We start from the raw sequence: 17,715 nt of genomic DNA, 5'->3' as shown, positions 1-17,715 counted from the left end.
CATGAGTGAACCGGGGCTGCTCGGCGCGTTCCCGTTCGACGCCCACCCGGTCCGAACCCGGCGCCTGCTGCTCCGCCCGCTGACCGCGTCCGACGCCGAGGACGTCGCCGCCTACCAGGGCCTGCCCGACGTGGTGCGGTACCTGCCGTGGCCGGTCCGGAGCCCCGAGGAGTCGCGGGAGCACACCATCACACGGGCCGGGTTCACCCGGCTGGCCGAGGACGGCGACGCTCTCATCCTCGCCGCGGAACTCCTCGGCGCGGACGGAGCGCCCGGGCCCGTGATCGGCGACCTCAGCGTGTTCCTCACGAGCCGGGAGCACGCCCAGGTCGCGGTCGGCTGGGTCTTCCACCCCGACTGGCACGGCCAGGGCCTCGCCACCGAAGCCGCCGGCGCCCTGCTCGACCTCGCGTTCGGGGAGTTGGGCGCGCACCGGGTGTTCGCCGAACTCGATCCACGGAACGAGGCATCCGCCGCCCTGTGCCTGCGGCTGGGGATGCGCCTCGAGGCGCACTTCGTTGAGAACGAGTTCTTCACGGGCGAGTGGTCCGACCTGCAGGTGTTCGCGATCCTTGCCCGCGACCGGCCGGCATCGCGATGAAGGCGGTCTGGTTCGGCCGCTTCGGCGAGTTGCCCGAACTGCGGGAAGTGCCCGACCCGGTCGCCTCCTCGACGGGCGTCGTCGTGCGGGTGGAGGCGACCGGCCTCTGCCGCAGCGACTGGCACGGCTGGCTGGGGCACGACCCCGGAATCGCGCTGCCCCACGTTCCGGGCCACGAACTCGTCGGGGTGATCGACTCGGTCGGACCCCTGGTGCGCCGGTTCCGGGTCGGCCAGCGCGTCACGGTTCCGTTCGTCTGCGCCTGTGGGGACTGCCCGGATTGCGCGGCGGGAAACGCCCAGGTCTGCCGCAACCAGACCCAGCCGGGCTTCACCCACTGGGGTTCCTACGCCGAACTGGTCGCGCTGCACCACGCCGACGTCAATCTCATCGCCGTGCCGGACGGTCTCGACGCGGGCGCGGCCGCCCTGCTCGGCTGCCGGTTCGCCACCGCCTATCGCGGTCTGGCTCATCAGGCCCGCCTGGCTGCCGGTGAGACGCTCGTCGTCATCGGCTGCGGCGGCGTGGGGCTCTCCGCGGTGATGATCGGCGCCGCCCTGGGCGCGACGGTGATCGCGGTGGACGTCAGCGAGGTGGCCCTCGGCGCGGCCGTCCGGTGCGGAGCCGCGCACACGGTCGACTCCTCCGGCCTGGACGACGAGGTGGTTCTCGCCCGTATCCGCGCCGCCGCCGGGAGCGCGGGCGTGCAGGTCAGCGTCGAGGCGCTCGGCCGGGAGAACACGGTCTCCATCGCCATCCGCTCTCTGGCCGCCCGCGGTCGCCACGTGCAGATCGGCCTGCTGGCGGAGGACCCGCGGATGCCCCTCGGCGACGTCATCGCCCGGGAGCTGACGGTGCTCGGCAGCCACGGGATGCCCGCCGCCGACTACCCGGCGCTGCTCGCCCTGGTCGAATCGGGCCGGTTGCGCCCCGAGACCCTGATCAGCCGGAGGATCACCCTCGCCGAGGCGCCGGCCGCCGTCGCGGCGATGTCGGACCCGGTGCCCACGGCCGGCGTCACCCTGATCGAGGTCGCCCCGCGCCCCGCCCCGCCCCGCACCGTGCCCCGCGCGTTCGCTTCAGGCCGTGTCCCCAATTCAGGAAAACCGGCCGGGCCGGCCCGATCTGCCCCGTAGTTCCGGGGGCGCCGGGTGCCCTGAGGCCGGATTCTCCTGAATTCGACACCTGGCGAAGGTGCTTTCTCCGCGGACGGTGCTTTCTCCGCGACTGAGCCCGCGGCTGAGCCCGCGGCTGAGCCCGCGGCTGAGCCGCGGGCCCCGGCCCGGGCTACGCGCCGCGGAGGCGCTCGGCGAGGTAGGCGTCGAGCTTGTCCAGCGGCACGCGCTCCTGCGCCATGGTGTCGCGGTCGCGCACGGTGACGGCCTGGTCCTCGAGCGAGTCGAAGTCGACCGTGACGCAGTACGGCGTGCCGATCTCATCCTGGCGACGGTAGCGGCGGCCGATCGCGCCGGCGTCGTCGAAGTCCACGTTCCACGACTCGCGGAGGCGCGCGGCGAGCGCCTTGGCCATCGGCGAGAGCGCCTCGTTGCGGGACAACGGCAGCACGGCGACCTTGATCGGCGCCAGGCGCCGGTCGAGCTTCAGCACGGTGCGCTTGTCGACCCCGCCCTTCGCGTTCGGCACCTCTTCCTCGTGGTACGCGTCGACCAGGAACGCCATCAGCGAACGGGTCAGGCCGGCGGCCGGCTCGATCACGTAGGGAACCCAGCGTTCGTTCTTGGTCTGGTCGAAGTAGGACAGGTCCTTGCCGGATGCCGCGGCGTGCGTCTTCAGGTCGAAGTCGGTGCGGTTGGCCACGCCTTCGAGCTCGCCGAATTCACTGCCGCTGAAACCGAAGCGGTACTCGATGTCCACGGTGCGCTTGGAGTAGTGGGAGAGCTTCTCGGCGGGGTGCTCGAACAAACGCAGGTTGTCGGCGTCGATGCCGAGGCCGGTGTACCACGCCATCCGCTGGTCGATCCAGTACTGATGCCATTCCTCGTCCATGCCGGGCTCGACGAAGAACTCCATCTCCATCTGCTCGAACTCGCGGGTGCGGAAGATGAAATTGCCCGGGGTGATCTCGTTGCGGAAGCTCTTGCCGATCTGGCCGATGCCGAACGGCGGCTTCATCCTGGCGGCCTGCAGCACGTTGGCGAAGTTCACGAAGATGCCCTGCGCGGTCTCCGGCCGCAGGTAGTTCATGCCGGCCTCGTCGTCGACCGGGCCGAGGTAGGTCTTGAGCAGGCCGGAGAAGGCCCGCGGTTCGGTCCAGATGTGCCGGTTGCCGCAGTTCGGGCACGGGATGCCGTCGATGCCGCCCTCGGGCGGGCGGCCCTTCTTCTCTTCGAATTCCTCCTCGAGGTGGTCGGCCCGGAAGCGCTTGTGGCAGCTCGTGCACTCGACCAGCGGGTCGCTGAAGACCTCGACGTGGCCGGATGCCTCCCAGACCTTGCGGGGCAGGATCACCGAGGAGTCCAGGCCCACCACATCCTCGCGGCTGTTGACCATGAACCGCCACCACTGCTTCTTGATGTTCTCCTTGAGCTCCACCCCGAGCGGCCCGTAGTCCCACGCGGAGCGGGATCCGCCGTAGATTTCACCGGCCTGAAAGACGAACCCGCGGTGGCGGGCGAGGGCGATGACGGAATCGAGGCGGGTGGGGGCGGCCACGGTGGCTCCAATGGTCGAGGGTGGGAAAGTGTGTCGCGAGCGGGCGGGAACCCAACGGGCGCTGAGCCTATTTTAGGCGTTTGCCTCCGTTCCGCCGCCACGCTGTTAGCCTTGCTAAGGAATCCCGCATTCTTTGCGGTACCTCAAAGGAGAGATCATGGGCACCAGGCCCCGCACGCCACACGAGTCGACAGAGGGGGCGGGGACGCTGGATCGGGATCCGGCCCTGCTGGCCGTAGCCCTCGACCAGAGCACGCACGACGCGGAGGAGGCCCACTGGACCCCCGCGAAGATCGCCCTCTGGGGCGGCATCTCGCTGCTCGGTGGCCTCAGCTGGGTGATGCTGGCCGTGGTTCGCGGGGAGACGGTCAATGCCATCTGGTTCGTTTTCGCCGCCGTCTGCACGTACCTCATCGGTTATCGCTTCTACTCGAACTACATCCAGAAGCACCTGCTCAAGCCCGATGACCGGCGGGCAACCCCGGCCGAGTACAAGGCCGACGGCAAGGACTACGCCGCAACCGACCGGCGCGTGCTCTTCGGCCACCACTTCGCCGCGATCGCGGGCGCCGGACCGCTCGTCGGTCCCGTGCTGGCCGCCCAGATGGGCTACCTGCCCGGCACGATCTGGATCATCGTCGGCGTGGTCCTCGCCGGCGCCGTGCAGGACTACCTCGTGCTGTTCTTCTCGATGCGCCGCGGCGGACGTTCCCTCGGCCAGATGGCCAGGGACGAACTCGGCAAGGTCGGCGGCACGGCCGCCCTCATCGCCACCCTGGCCATCATGGTCATCATCGTGGCCATCCTCGCCCTCGTCGTCGTCAACGCCCTGGCGGCCAGCCCCTGGGGCGTCTTCTCGGTCTCGATGACCATCCCGATCGCCCTGCTCATGGGCTGCTACCTGCGCTTCTTCCGCCCCGGTAAGGTCACCGAGGTATCGATCATCGGCTTCATCCTGCTCCTGGCCGCCATCATCGGCGGTGGGATGATCTCAAGCACCGAGTGGGGCGCGGCGTTCTTCCACGTCGACCCCCTTCCGCTCGCGATCGGCATCATCATCTACGGCTTCGTGGCTGCCATCCTGCCGGTCTGGCTGCTGCTGGCCCCGCGGGACTACCTCTCCACCTTCATGAAGATCGGCACGATCGGGATGCTCGCGATCGCGATCGTCATCGTGCGCCCGGAGATCTCGGTGCCGGCCTTCAGCGAGTTCACCGCCAACGGCGGCCCCGTCGTGAGCGGTTCACTCTTCCCGTTCCTCTTCGTCACGATCGCCTGCGGCGCCCTCTCCGGCTTCCACGCCCTGATCGCCTCCGGCACAACGCCGAAACTGATCGAGAAGGAACGCCAGACCCGGTTCATCGGCTACGGCGGGATGCTGATGGAATCCTTCGTCGCGATCATGGCCCTGGTGGCCGCCGTGTCGATCGACCGCGGGATCTACTTCGCGATGAACTCCTCCGCGGCCCTCACCGGCGGCACCGTCCAGGGAGCGGTCACCTTCGTGAACAGCCTCGGCCTGACCGGCGTCAACCTGACCCCTGACATGCTCACCCAGACGGCGAAGGATGTCGGCGAAGCCACCATCGTCTCCCGTTCCGGTGGCGCCCCGACCCTCTCGGTGGGCCTGGCCCACATCATGCAGCAGGTTGCAGGGGGCAAGGGCATGATGGCGTTCTGGTACCACTTCGCGATCATGTTCGAGGCGCTCTTCATCCTGACCGCCGTCGACGCCGGCACCCGGGTGGCGCGGTTCATGCTCCAGGACAGCCTCGGCAACTTCTTCCCGAAGTTCAAGAACACCTCCTGGCGCACGGGCGCGTGGCTCACGACCGGGATCATGGTCCTGGCCTGGGGCGCGGTGCTCATCATGGGAGTCACCGACCCGCTCGGCGGCATCAACACCCTGTTCCCGCTCTTCGGAATCGCCAACCAGCTCCTCGCGGCCATCGCCCTGGCCGTCTGTATGGCCATCGTCGCCAAGCGCGGCATGTTCAAGTACCTCTGGATCGTGGCCATGCCGCTGGCGTTCGCCGCCGTCGTGACCATCTCGGCGTCGTTCCTGAAGATCTTCTCCACGATCCCTGCGGTGGGCTACTTCGCCCAGAACCGGGCCTTCTCCGGGGCGCTGGCGGCCGGCGAGACGAGCTTCGGCACGGCGAAGACCGTCGCGGCGATGGAGGCCGTCGTGCGCAACACGATGGTGCAGGGCATCCTGTCGGTGCTCTTCGTCGTGCTGGCGATCATCGTCATGGTGACCGCGATCCAGGCCACCTGGCGCTCGTGGAAGGGCCGCGACTTCGGCACCAATGAAGACCCGGCCGTCCCGTCGCAGATGTTCGCCCCGTCGGGCTTCCTGCCGACACCGGCCGAGAAGGAGCTCGGCGCCAGCTGGGACGCCCAGGCCAGGCTGGAGAAATCAGCGAAGTCGAACCGCTGATGAACACCGTCGAGCTCCTGAAGAAGGGTGCGCGGGACCTGGCCTGGTTCGTCAAGGGTGTCATGGGGGAAGACGCCTACGACAAGTACAAGGCCCACCACGAGTCCCGGCACCGGTCCGGCGAGGGCGAGGCTCCCCCGGTGATGACCGAGCGCGAGTTCTGGCGCGACCAGACCGACCGCCAGGACACCAACCCGCAGGGACGGTGCTGCTGAACCGGCACGCCTGACCCCTGGCCCGGAAACGGGCCTCGAACGGATGCCTCCCCGCCGGCCGGGGAGGCATCCGTGCGCCCGGCCCCGGCTCAGCTCAGCTCAGCTCAGCTCAGCTCAGCTCAGCTCAGCCGATGGTGGCGCGTTCGGCGAGGATCTCGTCGACGGAAGTGATGCTGATCAGCGGGGCGTAGAGGGCCATCACGTCGAGCGCGCGCTGGTGGTCGACGTCGCTGAGGCCGGCACAGGCATCCGCCACCACCCGCACCCGCACGCCGTCGTCGGCCGCGGCCAACGCCGTGGAGATCACGCAGCAATCGGTGGAGACGCCCGCGAGCACGATCTCGCGGGGGTCGTCGAGGGCCGCACGGGTCTCGGCGCTCCACTTGCCGAAGGTGGGCCGGTCGATGAGCCGGGCGTCCAGCGGCGGGATATCGGGCACGAGGTCGTAGAGCGCACGGTTCGCGGGGTCGAGCGCGAACGGCCAGTCCTGGTAGTAGGGGATCCAGGCTCCCGCGGGCTTCTCGGGCGCGAGGAACCTGGTCAGGGCGACCCGCTGGCCGAACGCGGGCCGGAGCCGGGCGGCGCCCGCCACGGCCTCGGCGAAGCGTGGCGTGAACCAGTCGCTGCCCGGTTCGCCGAAGATGCGCTGCAGGTCGACCAGGACGAGCCACGAACCGCCGTCCACTCCGGCGGCGGGTCTGCCCGGGGAACCCTCCGGTGCGGAGCTCATGCCGGCAGGAGCTCCTCGGCCGCCTGGTCCTCGCCGGGGACCGGCAGGGCTTCCTGCGCCCTGACGGTTCCGCGCCCGAGGAGCAGGGTGCCGCCGAAGCCGATCACCAGCGCGGCCAGCACGCCGAGGTTGGCATAGGCCCACTCCCCGGCACGGCCGCCGAGCCCGAACGGGTCGAGCAGGTAGCCCTGCCAGGCGAGCCAGTCGGCGGAGCCGTTGGTGACCATGCCCCAGCCGACGATGGACCCGACCGCGATCAGCACGATCGAGAGCACCCGCACGCTGCCGTAGCGCCCGGCCGGGTCGAACAGTTCCTTCACCGCGTAGCTCTTCTTGCGAAGGAGGATGTCGGCCATGAAGATGCCGCACCACGCCGCGACGGGCACGCCGAGGGTGATCAGGAAGCCCTGGAACGGGCCGAGGAAGCTGCCCGCGAAAAAGACCACGTAGACCGCACCGAGCACCATCAGCACGCCGTCGATGCCCGCGGCCACGAACCGGGGCACCCTGACGCCGGCGGTGAGCAGGGCCAGGCCGGAGGAGTAGATGTCGAGCACGGCGCCGCCGACCAGGCCGAGCACAGCCACCAGGGCGAAGGGGATGAGGAACCAGATCGGGAGGATCGTGGTGAGGGCGCCGATCGGGTCGACCGCGATCGCGCTGCTGAGCTCGGCGGAGGAACCGGCCAGGAGCAGCCCGAACAGCAGCAGGATGATCGGCGCCAGCGACGCGCCGAAAGTGGTCCAGGCGACGACCCCGGTGCTCGAAGCCGACCGGGGCAGGTAGCGGGAGTAGTCGGCCGCCGCGTTGACCCAGCCGAGTCCGAAGCCCGTCATCATGAACACGAGGGCGCCGATCACCTGCGGGGTGCCGCCACCGGGGATCGCTGCGAGCGTGTCGAAGTTGATCTGGTCGGCGACGAGGATGACGTACACCACCGTGAGGATTCCGGTGATGATCGTGATCCACTTCTGCAGCTTCATGATGAAGTCGAAGCCGAGCACCCCGCCGACGACGATCAGCGCCGCCACGACCACGAGCGCGACGACCTTGGTCAGGCTGCCGCCCTCCCAACCGAGCTCGGTGAACACGGTCGCCGTGGCGAGCACGGCGAGGGAGGCGAGCACGGTCTCCCAGCCCACGGTGAGCAGCCAGGACAGCGCCGACGGCACCCGGTTGCCGTTGATGCCGAAGGCGGCCCGGCTGAGCGTCATCGTCGGGGCGTGGCCACGCTTGCCGGAGAGTGCGATGAAACCGCAGAACAGGAACGAGACGATGATGCCGACGAGCCCCACGATGCTCGCCTGCCACAGGGAGATGCCGAAGCCCAGCAGGAACGAGCCGTAGCTGATGCCGAGCACCGAGACGTTGGCGGCGAACCACGGCCAGAAGAGGTCCCGGGGGTGCCCCTTGTGCTCGCTCGAATGGATCGCGTTGATGCCGTTCAGCTCGATCTCCAGGGCCGAGCCCGCGGCCCGGCCTTCCGCGTCGATCAGGGGTGGGATGGACATGCGAAGGTCCTCTCGTCGAACCTGCCAAAGCCTGTACTGCGGAGACTAGGGCGGGGCGCGGATGCCTGTCAAGGCCGGGCGGGACGCGCCGCGACCGGGCAGGGGCGCCCGTGGACTTCAGCCGGTCAGTGCACGTATTCGAGCAGGTCCATGCCGACCGCGCGCATCCCGTCGAGCACGGCGAGCCTGGCCGAGAGTGCCGTGTCGGCGAACGACATCGACACCGCGTAGGTGACGCCGGCCCGCGGACCCCGGAGGATGCCGACCTCGCTGCGCACGCCGGCACTCGCGCCCGTCTTGTTGACCAGCAGCATGCCGTGGTCGCCCTGGCGGTGGGCGAGCGGGTCGAAGCCGAAGGCGCTGGCCACCATGGACAGGTCGCTGCCCAGGGAGAGCCAGCCGATCACCCGTTCGCTGGCAGCGGCGTCGACGATCTCGCCGCGGGCGAGCGCCGTGAACAGCCAGGTGAGGTCCTTGGCGCTGCCGACCGAGAGCTGCGGCGCGTGGTCGGGCCCGCGTTCGTCGCGCACGAGGTCGAGCAGGGCCGTGCGGGAGAGGCCGAGCTGTTCGGTGCGGGCGCGCACGGCATCCAGGCCGACCGCCCGGATGAGCACGTTGGCGGCCAGGTTGTCGCCGGTGGCACCGATCAGGGCGGCGAGGTCGGCCACCGGCAGCGACGGAGCCTGCAGGTGCTGCCAGATGCCCGAGCCGCCGACCGAGTCGAGCGGAGTGCGGTCGAGGATCGTGTAGGCGCCGAAGTCAGCCTCGCGCAGCCGGGCCGCGACCTCGATCAGGAGGAGCACGGTGCCGATCCCGGCGGTGGGCATCACGACATGGTCGTCGACGGAGAACAGCACCCGGCCGGTGGTCAGGTCGGTGGCGCGCGCCGACACCTGCACCCCGTGCGCGGCGAGGTCACCCAGGGCCTGGAAGCCGCGGCCGAAGTTGGCGTTCGCCCCCGCCCCGCCGTGCTTCCCCTGTGGCGCAGAGGCGTGGCGGGACCGTCGCTCTGAGTCCTGGGATGGCTTGACCACCGGATGCGGGTCCTTCCGTGCGCCGGGCCTGCTGGCCCGGCACCACAATAACCCAACGAGGTTGGAGGATTCTTGCGAAGAAGACCCCTACCAGATGGTGACGCGCTTGTCCGGGGCGAGCCAGAGGGCGTCGCCCTCGGCCACGCCGAAGGCGTCGTAGAAATCGTCGATGTTGCTGACGATCTGGTTGCAGCGGAACTCGTTGGGCGAGTGCGGGTCGATCGCGAGCAGCCGGATGGCCTCCTCGTCGCGCATCTTGAGCTGCCAGGCCTGCGCCCAGGAGAGGAAGAAGCGCTGCGCGCCGGTGAGAGCGTCGATGACGGGCGGCTCGGCGCCGGCCAGGGAGATCAGGTAGGCCTTCCACGCGATCGAGAGGCCACCGAGGTCGCCGATGTTCTCGCCGATGGTCAGGGCGCCGTTGACGAAGTGGCCCGGAACCTGCCGGGGGGCCAGGGCGTTGAATTGTTCGATCAGGGAGCTGGTGCGTTCCTCGAACGCGGCGCGGTCCTCCTCGGTCCACCAGTCGGTGAGCAGCCCGTCGCCGTCGTACTTGGAGCCCTGGTCGTCGAAGCCGTGCCCGATCTCGTGGCCGATCACCGCGCCGATCGCGCCGTAGTTGGCTGCCGCATCCCGATCGGCGTCGAAGAACGGCACCTGCAGGATGGCCGCGGGGAAGACGATCTCGTTGAAGCCCGGGTTGTAGTAGGCATTGATGGTCTGCGGGGTCATGAACCACTCGTCGCGGTCGAGCGGGTTGCCGATCTTGCCGAGCTCCCGCTGGAACTCGAACTCGTTGGTTGCCCGCACGTTGGCGATGAGGTCGCCCGCGTCGATGGCCAGCGTCGAGTAGTCCCGCCACTTCACCGGGTAGCCGATCTTCGGGGTGAACTTCTCGAGCTTCTCGAGCGCCCGGGCGCGGGTCTCCTCGGTCATCCAGTCGAGGTCGGCGATGCTCCGGCGGTAGGCCTCGACGAGGTTGGCGACGAGCACGTCCATGCTGGCCTTGGCGCTCGGCTTGAAATGGCGCTCCACATAGATGCGGCCGACGGCCTCGCCCAGGGCGCCCTCGACCAGCGACACCCCGCGCTTCCAGCGGTCGCGCAGCTGGGGGGTGCCGGTGAGGGTGCGGCCGTAGAAGTCGAAGCTGGCATCGACGAAGTCGGCCGAGAGGTAGGCGGCGCTCGAACGGATGATCTGCCAGCGCAGCCAGTCCTGCCAGGCGGCGAGCCGGTCCTCGGTGAGCATCTCGGCCAGGCCGGTGACGAAGCTGGGCTGGCGCACGACGACCTCGTCGAACGCCGCGGCCGGGGCGTCGAGCCCCTCGAGCCAGAGCTGCAGGTCGGCGCCGGCGGCGAGCGCGGTCACCTGGCCCCAGGTCTTGAGGTTGTAGGTCTTCTCGCTGTCGCGGGAGCGCACCTTGTCCCAGTGGTGGGTGGCGAGTTCGGTCTCGAGTTCGAAGACCCGGCCGGCCCGGGCGGCGGCGTCCGTGAGGCCGGCGAGGCCGAACATCCGCTCGACGAAGGCCTGGTAGGCCTGCCGGATCGCACCGGAGGTCTCGTCCCGGTAGTAGGACTCGTCGGGAAGGCCGAGTCCGGCCTGCTCGACGAAGACGAGGTAACGTTCGGGGTTTCCCGGGTCGTTGTCCACGTAGAGCTGGAATGCGCCGGCCACTCCGGCGCGTTCCAGGCGGCCGAGGGTGCCGAGCAGCACGGGGATGGAGGAGATGCCGTCGACGGTGGCGAGATCGTCGGCGAGCGGGGTGGCGCCGAGCGCCTCGACCTTCTGCTCGTCGAGGAAGCTGGCGTAGAGGTCGCCGAACTTGCGCTCCTCTGTGCCGGGCTCGGCCGTCTGGGCCTCGAGGATGATCTCGCGCACCGCCTTCTCGGACTCCTCGGCCAGGAGGTAGAACGACCCCCAGCGGGCCTTGTCGGAGGGGATTTCGGTGCGATCGATCCACTTGCCGTTCACGTGGCGGAACAGGTCATCCTGTGGACGCACGCCCGGGTCGAGTTCGTCGCGGTCGATTCCGGATGCGGTCCCCTGATCAGTCATGCTCCCAGCCTATTCGCTGCGTCGGCACGATCCACCTCGCCGAACTGAGAGTTGGGCACCCTCCCAGCCGCCGAAAACGTGCTGAACTCTCAGTTCGGCGAGGGGACGGCGAGGGGGACCGCGCCGCGGCCCGGCGGCTACTCTGGAGCATCGCCATCCTCCGCCCGCAGCCCATCGACCGCGAGATCCTGCGCCTCGCCATTCCCGCCGTCGGCGCTCTCATCGCCGAACCCCTGTTCCTGCTCGCCGATTCGGCCATGGTCGGGCACCTCGGCGCGGTGCCCCTGGCCGGGCTCGGACTGGCCGGCGCGGTGTTGCAGACGATCATCGGCCTGATGGTCTTCCTCGCCTACAGCACGACTCCCGCGGTGGCCCGCTGGCTCGGAGCGGGCGACCGCGGGCGGGCGGTCTCGGTCGGCATCGACGGCCTCTGGCTCGCCCTCGGCCTGGGCGTGCTGCTGGCGACGGCCGGCGCCTTCGCCGCCCCCGCGCTGGTCGGCGCCTTCGGGGCCGAGCCGGCCGTGACGGAGGCCGCCGCCGGCTACCTGGGTCTCTCGATGCTCGGACTCCCGGCCATGCTGCTCGTCTTCGCGGCCACAGGTCTGCTCCGCGGGCTGCAGGACACCCGCACCCCGCTCCTGGTGGCCGGGCTCGGCTTCTCCGCCAACATCCTGCTCAACCTGTGGTTCATCTACGGGCTCGGTCTCGGCATCGTCGGCTCGGCGCTCGGCACCGTCGTCGCCCAGTGGGCAATGGTCGCCGTCTACCTCATCGTCGTGGGGCGCCACGCCCGCCGCGAGGGGGCGCGGCTGCGGCCGCACCGCGCGGGCGTGCTACGCGGGGCGTCGAGCGGCGGCTGGCTCTTCCTGCGCACGGTCAGCCTGCGCGCGGCCATGCTGCTCGCCGTGTTCGTGGCGACCAGCCTCGGCTCGCCCGAACTGGCCGCCTTCCAGATCGCGATGACGTTGTTCGCCACCCTCGCTTTCGCGCTGGACGCCCTGGCCATCGCCGCCCAGGCACTCGTCGGCCGCGGACTCGGCGCCGGCGACCTGGCCGGCGTGCGGGCCGTGCTGCGACGCTGCCTGGAGTGGGGCGTGCTGAGCGGCGCGGTGCTCGGGCTGCTCGTGATCGCCGGCAGCGGCGTGCTCGGCAGCCTCTTCACGAACGCAGCGGAGGTGAACACCTTGTTGCCGGCCACGCTGGTCGTGCTCGGGCTGTCCGTTCCGCTGGGCGGCGTGGTCTTCGTGCTCGACGGGGTGCTGATCGGGGCGGGCGACGCGCGCTACCTGGCCGTCACGGGCGTCGTGAATCTGGCCGCGTTCGTTCCGCTGGCCGTCGGCGTGCTGGTCTGGGCGCCATCCGGGGCTGCCGGGTTGGCGTGGCTGATGGCCGCCTTCGCCCTCGGTTACCTCGGCGCCCGCGCGGTCACCCTGGGCCTGCGCGCCCGCACCGGGGCCTGGATGGTGGTCGGGGCGCGCTGAACCGGCCCGGCGATGATCGGTCTCAGACGACCCAGTCGAACGATTCCTCGAACGTCTCGCTGCCGTCGTCGTCGTCGAACACGTTCGCGACGATATGGGTGAGGAAGACCGCGAACCCGATCGCGATCTCGGAGAACCGGGCGTTGTCGAAGGGGCCGTACCAGGACACCCGGCACTCCCCCTCCGGATCGAGGTCGAGGCGCGTGGTCGCGGCGCCGTCCTCGTCGGCGAGCACGAGGATGCGCACGGACCGCCAGGGCGGGTTGGCCCCCATGATGCGGGCGAGGTTGAGCCCGTCGGCGGCATGCGCGGAGAGGGCCTGCGACAGCTGCACCGCGACATCCGCCGCGCGCTCGTCGGCCGCCGGAAATCTCAGGTAGGCCGCCCGGTCGCTCGACACGAGCTGGATCGCATCGGGCTCCCAGGCGAGCCGACGGTATTCGAGCAGTTCGAGGGCGGAGCGCACGAGGTCGGTGAGCAGCCTGCCCGCGTTCTCGGCGTCGACGACGGTGCCGTAGTCCGGGGTGTCACCCTCCCAGACGCCGCGAACGGCGACCCGGGTGGTGGGGATGCCTGGCATGGATTCACTTTCCGGCGGCGAGCGCGGGCGGATGCTCGGCTCGGGACCTCTCCTCCCGGTGGGCCGGCTGCCCAGGGGGTACACGTCGATTATGGTCGTGTCCGGGGGCTCGGCGAGCGCGCCCCGGCGACGTTTGCTGATCACCGCGCCGCGAATGGCCACGAAACGGCGCGAACGGGTCGACAATGGTGATCTGCCAACGTGGTTCCACCGGGCCCGACGCAGGCCGAAATGCCACCGGGAGAGAAACCATGACACCACCTGCCGGACCGCTGATTCCCGCGAGCGTGCCACGGCCGCCGCGCGCCACGGCCCCGACCAGCGCTTTCACGCGCTGGCTGCTGCAGAACCGGGTTCAGCCGGTGGGACCGGAGAGCAGCGAGGAGACCACGGCCACCCACTCCTGGTGGAAGGTGATGTGTCTGACCGGCGTCGACTATTTCTCGACCCTGTCCTACCTTCCCGGCATCGCGGCCCTGGCGGCCGGCGCCCTCTCGCCGCTGGCGACGCTGCTGATCGTGGCGCTGACCCTGCTCGGCATGCTGCCCATGTACCGGCGGGTGGCCAAGGAGAGCCCGCGCGGCCAGGGCTCGGTGGCGATGCTGGAGCGACTCCTGCCGTTCTGGCGCGGCAAGGTCTTCGTGCTCGTGCTGCTCGGCTTCGTCGCCACAAGCTGGATCATCACGATCACGCTCTCGTCGGCGGATGCCACGGTGCACCTTCTCGAGAACCCGTTCGCGCCGGCTTTCCTGCAGGGGCATGCCGTGACCATCACGGTCGTGCTGCTGCTCATCCTCGGCGGGGTCTTCCTGCTCGGCTTCAGCGAGGCGGTCTCGGTCGCGATCCCCCTGGTCGCCCTGTTCCTGCTTCTCAACGGGATCGTGATCGGCGTCGGCCTCTACGACGTCTTCACCGAACCCCGCGTCCTGTCCGACTGGATCGGCGCCCTGTCCGCCCGCGGCACGGGTTTCGGCGACATCCTCGGCCCGGCGATCATCGCGTTCCCCCTGCTCGTGCTCGGCCTGTCCGGCTTCGAGACCGGGGTCAGCATGATGCCGCTCGTCGCGGCCGCGGGAAGCACGCCCGAGGAACGGCTGGCGTCCCGCATCCGCAACACCCGCAAGCTGCTCACCGCCGCGGCCGTCATCATGAGCGTCTACCTGCTGGCCAGCAGCCTGGTCACCACCGTGCTGATCCCGGCCGCGGCGTTCCAGGACGGCGGGGCGGCCAGCGGGCGTGCCCTCGCCTATCTCGCGCACGAGCGGGTCGGCAACGTGTTCGGCACGGTCTACGACGTGAGCAGCATCCTGATCCTGTGGTTCGCCGGGGCGTCGGCGATGGCGGGATTGATCAACATCGTCCCGCGCTACCTGCCCTCCTACGGCATGGCCCCCGAATGGAGCCGCGCGGTGCGGCCGGTCGTTCTCGTCTACACCGGCGTCAGCATCCTGATCACGATCGGTTTCAAGGCGGACGTCAACGCGCAGGCCGGGGCGTACGCCACCGGGATCCTGGTGATGATGGTGTCCGGCGCGGTCGCGGTGACCATCTCCGCTGTGCGGCGGCGGCAACGGGGCGCGAGCGTCGCGTTCGGCGTGCTCACCTTCGTGCTGCTCTACGCGCTCGGCGCGAACATCATCGAGAAGCCGGACGGCATCACCATCTCCGCCTTCTTCATCCTCGGGATCGTCACCGTGTCCCTGATCTCGCGGGTGTCCCGCACGACCGAACTCCGGGTGGAGCAGGTCGAGTTCGACGAGACGGCCCGGCGGTACATCCGGGACTCGCTCGACCACGACGGCGCCCTCAACCTGATCGCGCACAAGCGGGCGCCCGGCACCCGCGGCGACTATGCAGAAAAGGAGCGCGAGCAGCGCGGGATGAACCCGGTGCCGGGTGCGGCCGACCTCCTGTTCCTGGAGATCGAGGTCGTCGACCCGTCCGGCTTCAGCGAGCGGCTGCAGGTGCGCGGGGTCGAGGCCGACGGCTACCGGGTGCTCCGGGCGAAGAGCCCCGCAGCCCCGAACGCCATCGCTGCCATCCTGCTGGCGCTCCGCGACGCCGCCGGCGTGCGGCCGCACGCCTACTTCGAGTGGTCGGAGGGCAACCCGGTCACCCACCTCGTCCGCTACCTCCTGCTCGGGCAGGGCGACACGGCGCCCGTGGTGCGCGAGATCCTGCGCACGAGCGAGTCAGACCCGGCCCGCCGGCCCGGCATCCACGTCGGCGGTGGCTGAGCCGGAAGGGCCGGGGCTGCACGTGCCTGCGCCGGCTACGAACGGATGCGGCGGTGCACCGACTGCGGCTTGAGGTAGACGTGCAGTCCCTCCAACCCGAACTCGACGCCGAGGCCGGAGTCGTGGCGGCCCGCGAACGGCGCGGCATGGTTCGACGCGAAGAAGTTGAGCCCGATCGAGCCGGTGTCCACGCGCGCGGCCACCGCGAACGCCGCGTCGACATCCGCCCCGAACACGGTGCCGCCGAGGCCGAAGCCGGTGTTGTTGGCGATCCCCACCGCCTCGTCGAGGGTGTCGTAGCGCAGGATCGACAGCACGGGCCCGAAGATCTCCTCCCTGGCGATCCGCATCCCGGGGGTGACGTCGGCGAAGACCGTCGGCTTCACGTAGAAGCCCCGGTCGAACCCGGAGGCAACGTCACCGCCGGTCGTGGCCCGGGCGCCCTCGGCGATCCCCGATCTGATGTAGCCGCGCACGGTGTCGCGCTGCGCGGCGGTGGCGCTGGGCCCGAACACGGTCGCCGGGTCCATCGGGTCGCCCTGCTGCGCCGCACTGATCGTGGCGGTGACCATGTCGACGAGTTCGTCATAGCGCTCCCGCGGGGCGAGCACGCGGGTGGAGATGTAGCAGGTCTGCCCGGTGTTGCGCATGCAGCTGCGGATGAGCACCTTCTGCATCTCGGCCAGGTCGACGTCGGGCAGCACGAGGGCGGAGGACTTGCCGCCGAGCTCCAGGGTCACCGGCCGCAGCAGTTCGCCGCAGGCCGCGCCGATCGAGCGCCCCACCGGGGTGGAGCCGGTGAACGCCACCTTGTCGATGCCGGGGTGCCGTACGAGGGCGTCGCCCACGGAACTGTTGCCGGTGACCACGTTGATCACGCCGGCCGGGATCCCGGCGGCCGTGGCGGCATCCGCGATCTGGCGGATGGAGAGCGGCGTCGGTGAGGCCGGCTTGATCACGACGGTGCAGCCGGCCATCAGGGCCGGCGCCAGCTTGGCCACGACGAGGTTGATCGGGAAGTTCCACGGGGCGATCAGCGCGCAGACGCCCACCGGGTCCTGCCGCACGACGGTCTCGGCGGAGCCGTCGGGGAAGGGGCGGATGTCGGTGGCCTCCAGGTGCGACGCGAGCGACGCGAAGTAGCGGAAGATGGCGGCCGCGTTCGACGCTGCCCTGGCGGTCTCGGCGACCGGGGATCCGTTCTCCCAGGTGTTGGTGTGCGAGATCGCCTCGGCCCGCTTCTCGACCTCGTCAGCCAGTCGCAGCAGGTGGCCGGCCCGCTCGGTGGGTGCCAGGTCGCGCCAGCCGTGGCCGGTGAACGCGCGCCGGGCTGCGCCGACCGCCCGGTCCAGGTCGCCGGCGGATGCGATGGGCACGCTCCCCCAGACCTCCTCGGTGGCCGGGTTGGTCACCGGGGTGCTCCCCGTGCCCTCGGCCGGCGTCCAGGCGCCGTCGATGAACAGGTCGGCGGTGTGGGTGTACGGCACGGTCACCACTGCCGTCTCCATCAGAGCACCGCCACCTTGAGCAGCGCCTCGGCCCGGTCCAGTTCGACCGTGGCCATCTCGAGCCCGGCGGCCGTGATCAGCTCGGGCAGGATCTCGGTGCGGAGGCGCCGGCAGTAGAAGGACGGGGTCTGGCCGAACCAGCTGGAGGCGAGGGCGATGCCGGCCGGGTTGAAGCGCCACAGCCGGTCGGCGTCCCGCACGAGGGAATCCTCGATCGAGTGCGACTCCGCGCGGGTGTCGTGGCCGTCGATGATGTCCGTCACCCGGGTGATGAACGCGTCGTCGTAGCCGAGGCCCGGCAGCACCTCCCTGGCGATCTCACAGCCCTTGATCTCGTGTTCGAACCGGATCTGCGCCTGACGCCAGTTCGCGCCGAACCCTTCGGAAATGATCTTGGTCTCGTCGACGCGGGCCCAGCCGGTGTCGTGCAGCAGGATGGCCACCCGCACGACGAGGGAGTCCGCCTCCGGGTAGGCCTCGCAGAGCCGCTCCGCGAAGGCGAACGAGATCGGGATGTGGATGTCGTTGCCGCGCGTGCGCATCTCCGGTTCGACGGCCCGCCAGAGCGGGTCGAGGTCGGTCGGGGCGTCGCCGGCGACGTCGATGGGTGAGGTGTCGACGGGGTGTTCGGTCTGCAGGGTCATGGCGATCTC

Annotated in this window: 14 protein-coding genes; 6 read left to right on the top strand and 8 right to left on the bottom strand. The window is 70.2% G+C overall.

The genetic code is table 11. The features are described 5' to 3' along the window. The first annotated feature begins 1 nt into the window (after position 1). Both IWX89_RS13100 and IWX89_RS13095 read left to right on the top strand, forming a co-directional pair. A complete protein-coding gene (locus IWX89_RS13100) occupies positions 2–601 on the top strand; it encodes a GNAT family N-acetyltransferase (protein WP_196903995.1) in 600 nt (199 codons plus the stop codon). After that, on the top strand, positions 598–1,737 hold the full coding sequence (locus IWX89_RS13095; RefSeq protein WP_196903994.1) for an alcohol dehydrogenase catalytic domain-containing protein: 1,140 nt from the start codon (positions 598–600) through the stop codon (positions 1,735–1,737). The genes IWX89_RS13100 and IWX89_RS13095 overlap by 4 nt, the downstream gene beginning before the upstream one ends. Before the next feature lie 151 nt (positions 1,738–1,888). Here the strand turns inward: IWX89_RS13095 and IWX89_RS13090 are convergent, their stop codons facing one another. Beyond that, the gene (locus IWX89_RS13090) at positions 1,889–3,274 is read right to left on the bottom strand and encodes a glycine--tRNA ligase (protein WP_196903993.1); all 1,386 of its coding nucleotides are present in this window, start codon (positions 3,272–3,274) and stop codon (positions 1,889–1,891) included. A gap of 157 nt (positions 3,275–3,431) precedes the next feature. Between IWX89_RS13090 and IWX89_RS13085 the strand changes: the two genes are divergently transcribed. Further along, positions 3,432–5,714, top strand: a complete 2,283-nt coding sequence (locus IWX89_RS13085; RefSeq protein WP_196903992.1) for a carbon starvation CstA family protein — start codon at positions 3,432–3,434, stop codon at positions 5,712–5,714. Then, positions 5,714–5,929, top strand: coding sequence for a YbdD/YjiX family protein (locus IWX89_RS13080; RefSeq protein ID WP_196903991.1), 216 nt, complete (start codon positions 5,714–5,716; stop codon positions 5,927–5,929). Before IWX89_RS13085 ends, IWX89_RS13080 begins: the two co-directional genes overlap by 1 nt. Positions 5,930–6,053: 124 nt before the next feature. Here the strand turns inward: IWX89_RS13080 and IWX89_RS13075 are convergent, their stop codons facing one another. The 4 genes from IWX89_RS13075 to IWX89_RS13060 form a co-directional block, all read right to left on the bottom strand. After that, a complete protein-coding gene (locus IWX89_RS13075) occupies positions 6,054–6,659 on the bottom strand; it encodes a cysteine hydrolase family protein (protein WP_196903990.1) in 606 nt (201 codons plus the stop codon). Then, positions 6,656–8,170, bottom strand: a complete 1,515-nt coding sequence (locus tag IWX89_RS13070; protein ID WP_196903989.1) for a cytosine permease — start codon at positions 8,168–8,170, stop codon at positions 6,656–6,658. The genes IWX89_RS13075 and IWX89_RS13070 overlap by 4 nt, the downstream gene beginning before the upstream one ends. Before the next feature lie 125 nt (positions 8,171–8,295). Continuing rightward, positions 8,296–9,204, bottom strand: coding sequence for a serine hydrolase (locus IWX89_RS13065; RefSeq protein WP_196903988.1), 909 nt, complete (start codon positions 9,202–9,204; stop codon positions 8,296–8,298). An 87-nt stretch (positions 9,205–9,291) separates the two neighbouring features. Continuing rightward, a complete protein-coding gene (locus tag IWX89_RS13060) occupies positions 9,292–11,256 on the bottom strand; it encodes a M13 family metallopeptidase (protein ID WP_196903987.1) in 1,965 nt (654 codons plus the stop codon). Here IWX89_RS13060 and IWX89_RS13055 point away from each other — a divergent pair. Further along, positions 11,235–12,737: an MATE family efflux transporter gene (locus IWX89_RS13055; RefSeq protein WP_196903986.1), complete on the top strand. Its 1,503-nt coding sequence runs from the start codon at positions 11,235–11,237 to the stop codon at positions 12,735–12,737. The genes IWX89_RS13060 and IWX89_RS13055 overlap by 22 nt on opposite strands. Before the next feature lie 22 nt (positions 12,738–12,759). On the opposite strand, the gene IWX89_RS13050 is transcribed toward IWX89_RS13055, so the two are convergent. Next, entirely contained in the window at positions 12,760–13,317 is a 558-nt protein-coding gene (locus IWX89_RS13050) for a hypothetical protein (protein ID WP_196903985.1), read from the bottom strand. A 251-nt stretch (positions 13,318–13,568) separates the two neighbouring features. On the opposite strand from IWX89_RS13050, the gene IWX89_RS13045 reads away from it, so the two are divergent. Beyond that, positions 13,569–15,554 (top strand): APC family permease, encoded by a 1,986-nt coding sequence (locus tag IWX89_RS13045; protein ID WP_196903984.1) that lies wholly within the window; start codon positions 13,569–13,571, stop codon positions 15,552–15,554. A gap of 35 nt (positions 15,555–15,589) precedes the next feature. Here the strand turns inward: IWX89_RS13045 and IWX89_RS13040 are convergent, their stop codons facing one another. Both IWX89_RS13040 and IWX89_RS13035 read right to left on the bottom strand, forming a co-directional pair. Then, on the bottom strand, positions 15,590–17,062 hold the full coding sequence (locus IWX89_RS13040; protein ID WP_196903983.1) for an aldehyde dehydrogenase family protein: 1,473 nt from the start codon (positions 17,060–17,062) through the stop codon (positions 15,590–15,592). Beyond that, on the bottom strand, positions 17,062–17,706 hold the full coding sequence (locus IWX89_RS13035) for an HD domain-containing protein (RefSeq protein ID WP_134507762.1): 645 nt from the start codon (positions 17,704–17,706) through the stop codon (positions 17,062–17,064). The genes IWX89_RS13040 and IWX89_RS13035 overlap by 1 nt, the downstream gene beginning before the upstream one ends. Between the last annotated feature and the right edge of the window lie 9 nt (positions 17,707–17,715).

The sequence above is a fragment of the Cryobacterium sp. MP_M3 genome, assembly GCF_015752155.1.
Lineage (GTDB): Bacteria > Actinomycetota > Actinomycetes > Actinomycetales > Microbacteriaceae > Cryobacterium.
Note: the sequence above shows the minus strand (reverse complement) of the source record. Positions and strands in the feature narration are given on the sequence as shown.

Coding starts and splice junctions, on each gene's coding strand:
- IWX89_RS13070 (WP_196903989.1), bottom strand. CDS start 8,170: ATGTCCATCCCACCCCTGATCGACGCGGAAGGCCGGGCCGCGGGCTCG.
- IWX89_RS13055 (WP_196903986.1), top strand. CDS start 11,235: ATGCGGTCCCCTGATCAGTCATGCTCCCAGCCTATTCGCTGCGTCGGC.
- IWX89_RS13060 (WP_196903987.1), bottom strand. CDS start 11,256: ATGACTGATCAGGGGACCGCATCCGGAATCGACCGCGACGAACTCGAC.
- IWX89_RS13100 (WP_196903995.1), top strand. CDS start 2: ATGAGTGAACCGGGGCTGCTCGGCGCGTTCCCGTTCGACGCCCACCCG.
- IWX89_RS13040 (WP_196903983.1), bottom strand. CDS start 17,062: ATGGAGACGGCAGTGGTGACCGTGCCGTACACCCACACCGCCGACCTG.
- IWX89_RS13035 (WP_134507762.1), bottom strand. CDS start 17,706: ATGACCCTGCAGACCGAACACCCCGTCGACACCTCACCCATCGACGTC.
- IWX89_RS13080 (WP_196903991.1), top strand. CDS start 5,714: ATGAACACCGTCGAGCTCCTGAAGAAGGGTGCGCGGGACCTGGCCTGG.
- IWX89_RS13050 (WP_196903985.1), bottom strand. CDS start 13,317: ATGCCAGGCATCCCCACCACCCGGGTCGCCGTTCGCGGCGTCTGGGAG.
- IWX89_RS13085 (WP_196903992.1), top strand. CDS start 3,432: ATGGGCACCAGGCCCCGCACGCCACACGAGTCGACAGAGGGGGCGGGG.
- IWX89_RS13045 (WP_196903984.1), top strand. CDS start 13,569: ATGACACCACCTGCCGGACCGCTGATTCCCGCGAGCGTGCCACGGCCG.
- IWX89_RS13095 (WP_196903994.1), top strand. CDS start 598: ATGAAGGCGGTCTGGTTCGGCCGCTTCGGCGAGTTGCCCGAACTGCGG.
- IWX89_RS13075 (WP_196903990.1), bottom strand. CDS start 6,659: ATGAGCTCCGCACCGGAGGGTTCCCCGGGCAGACCCGCCGCCGGAGTG.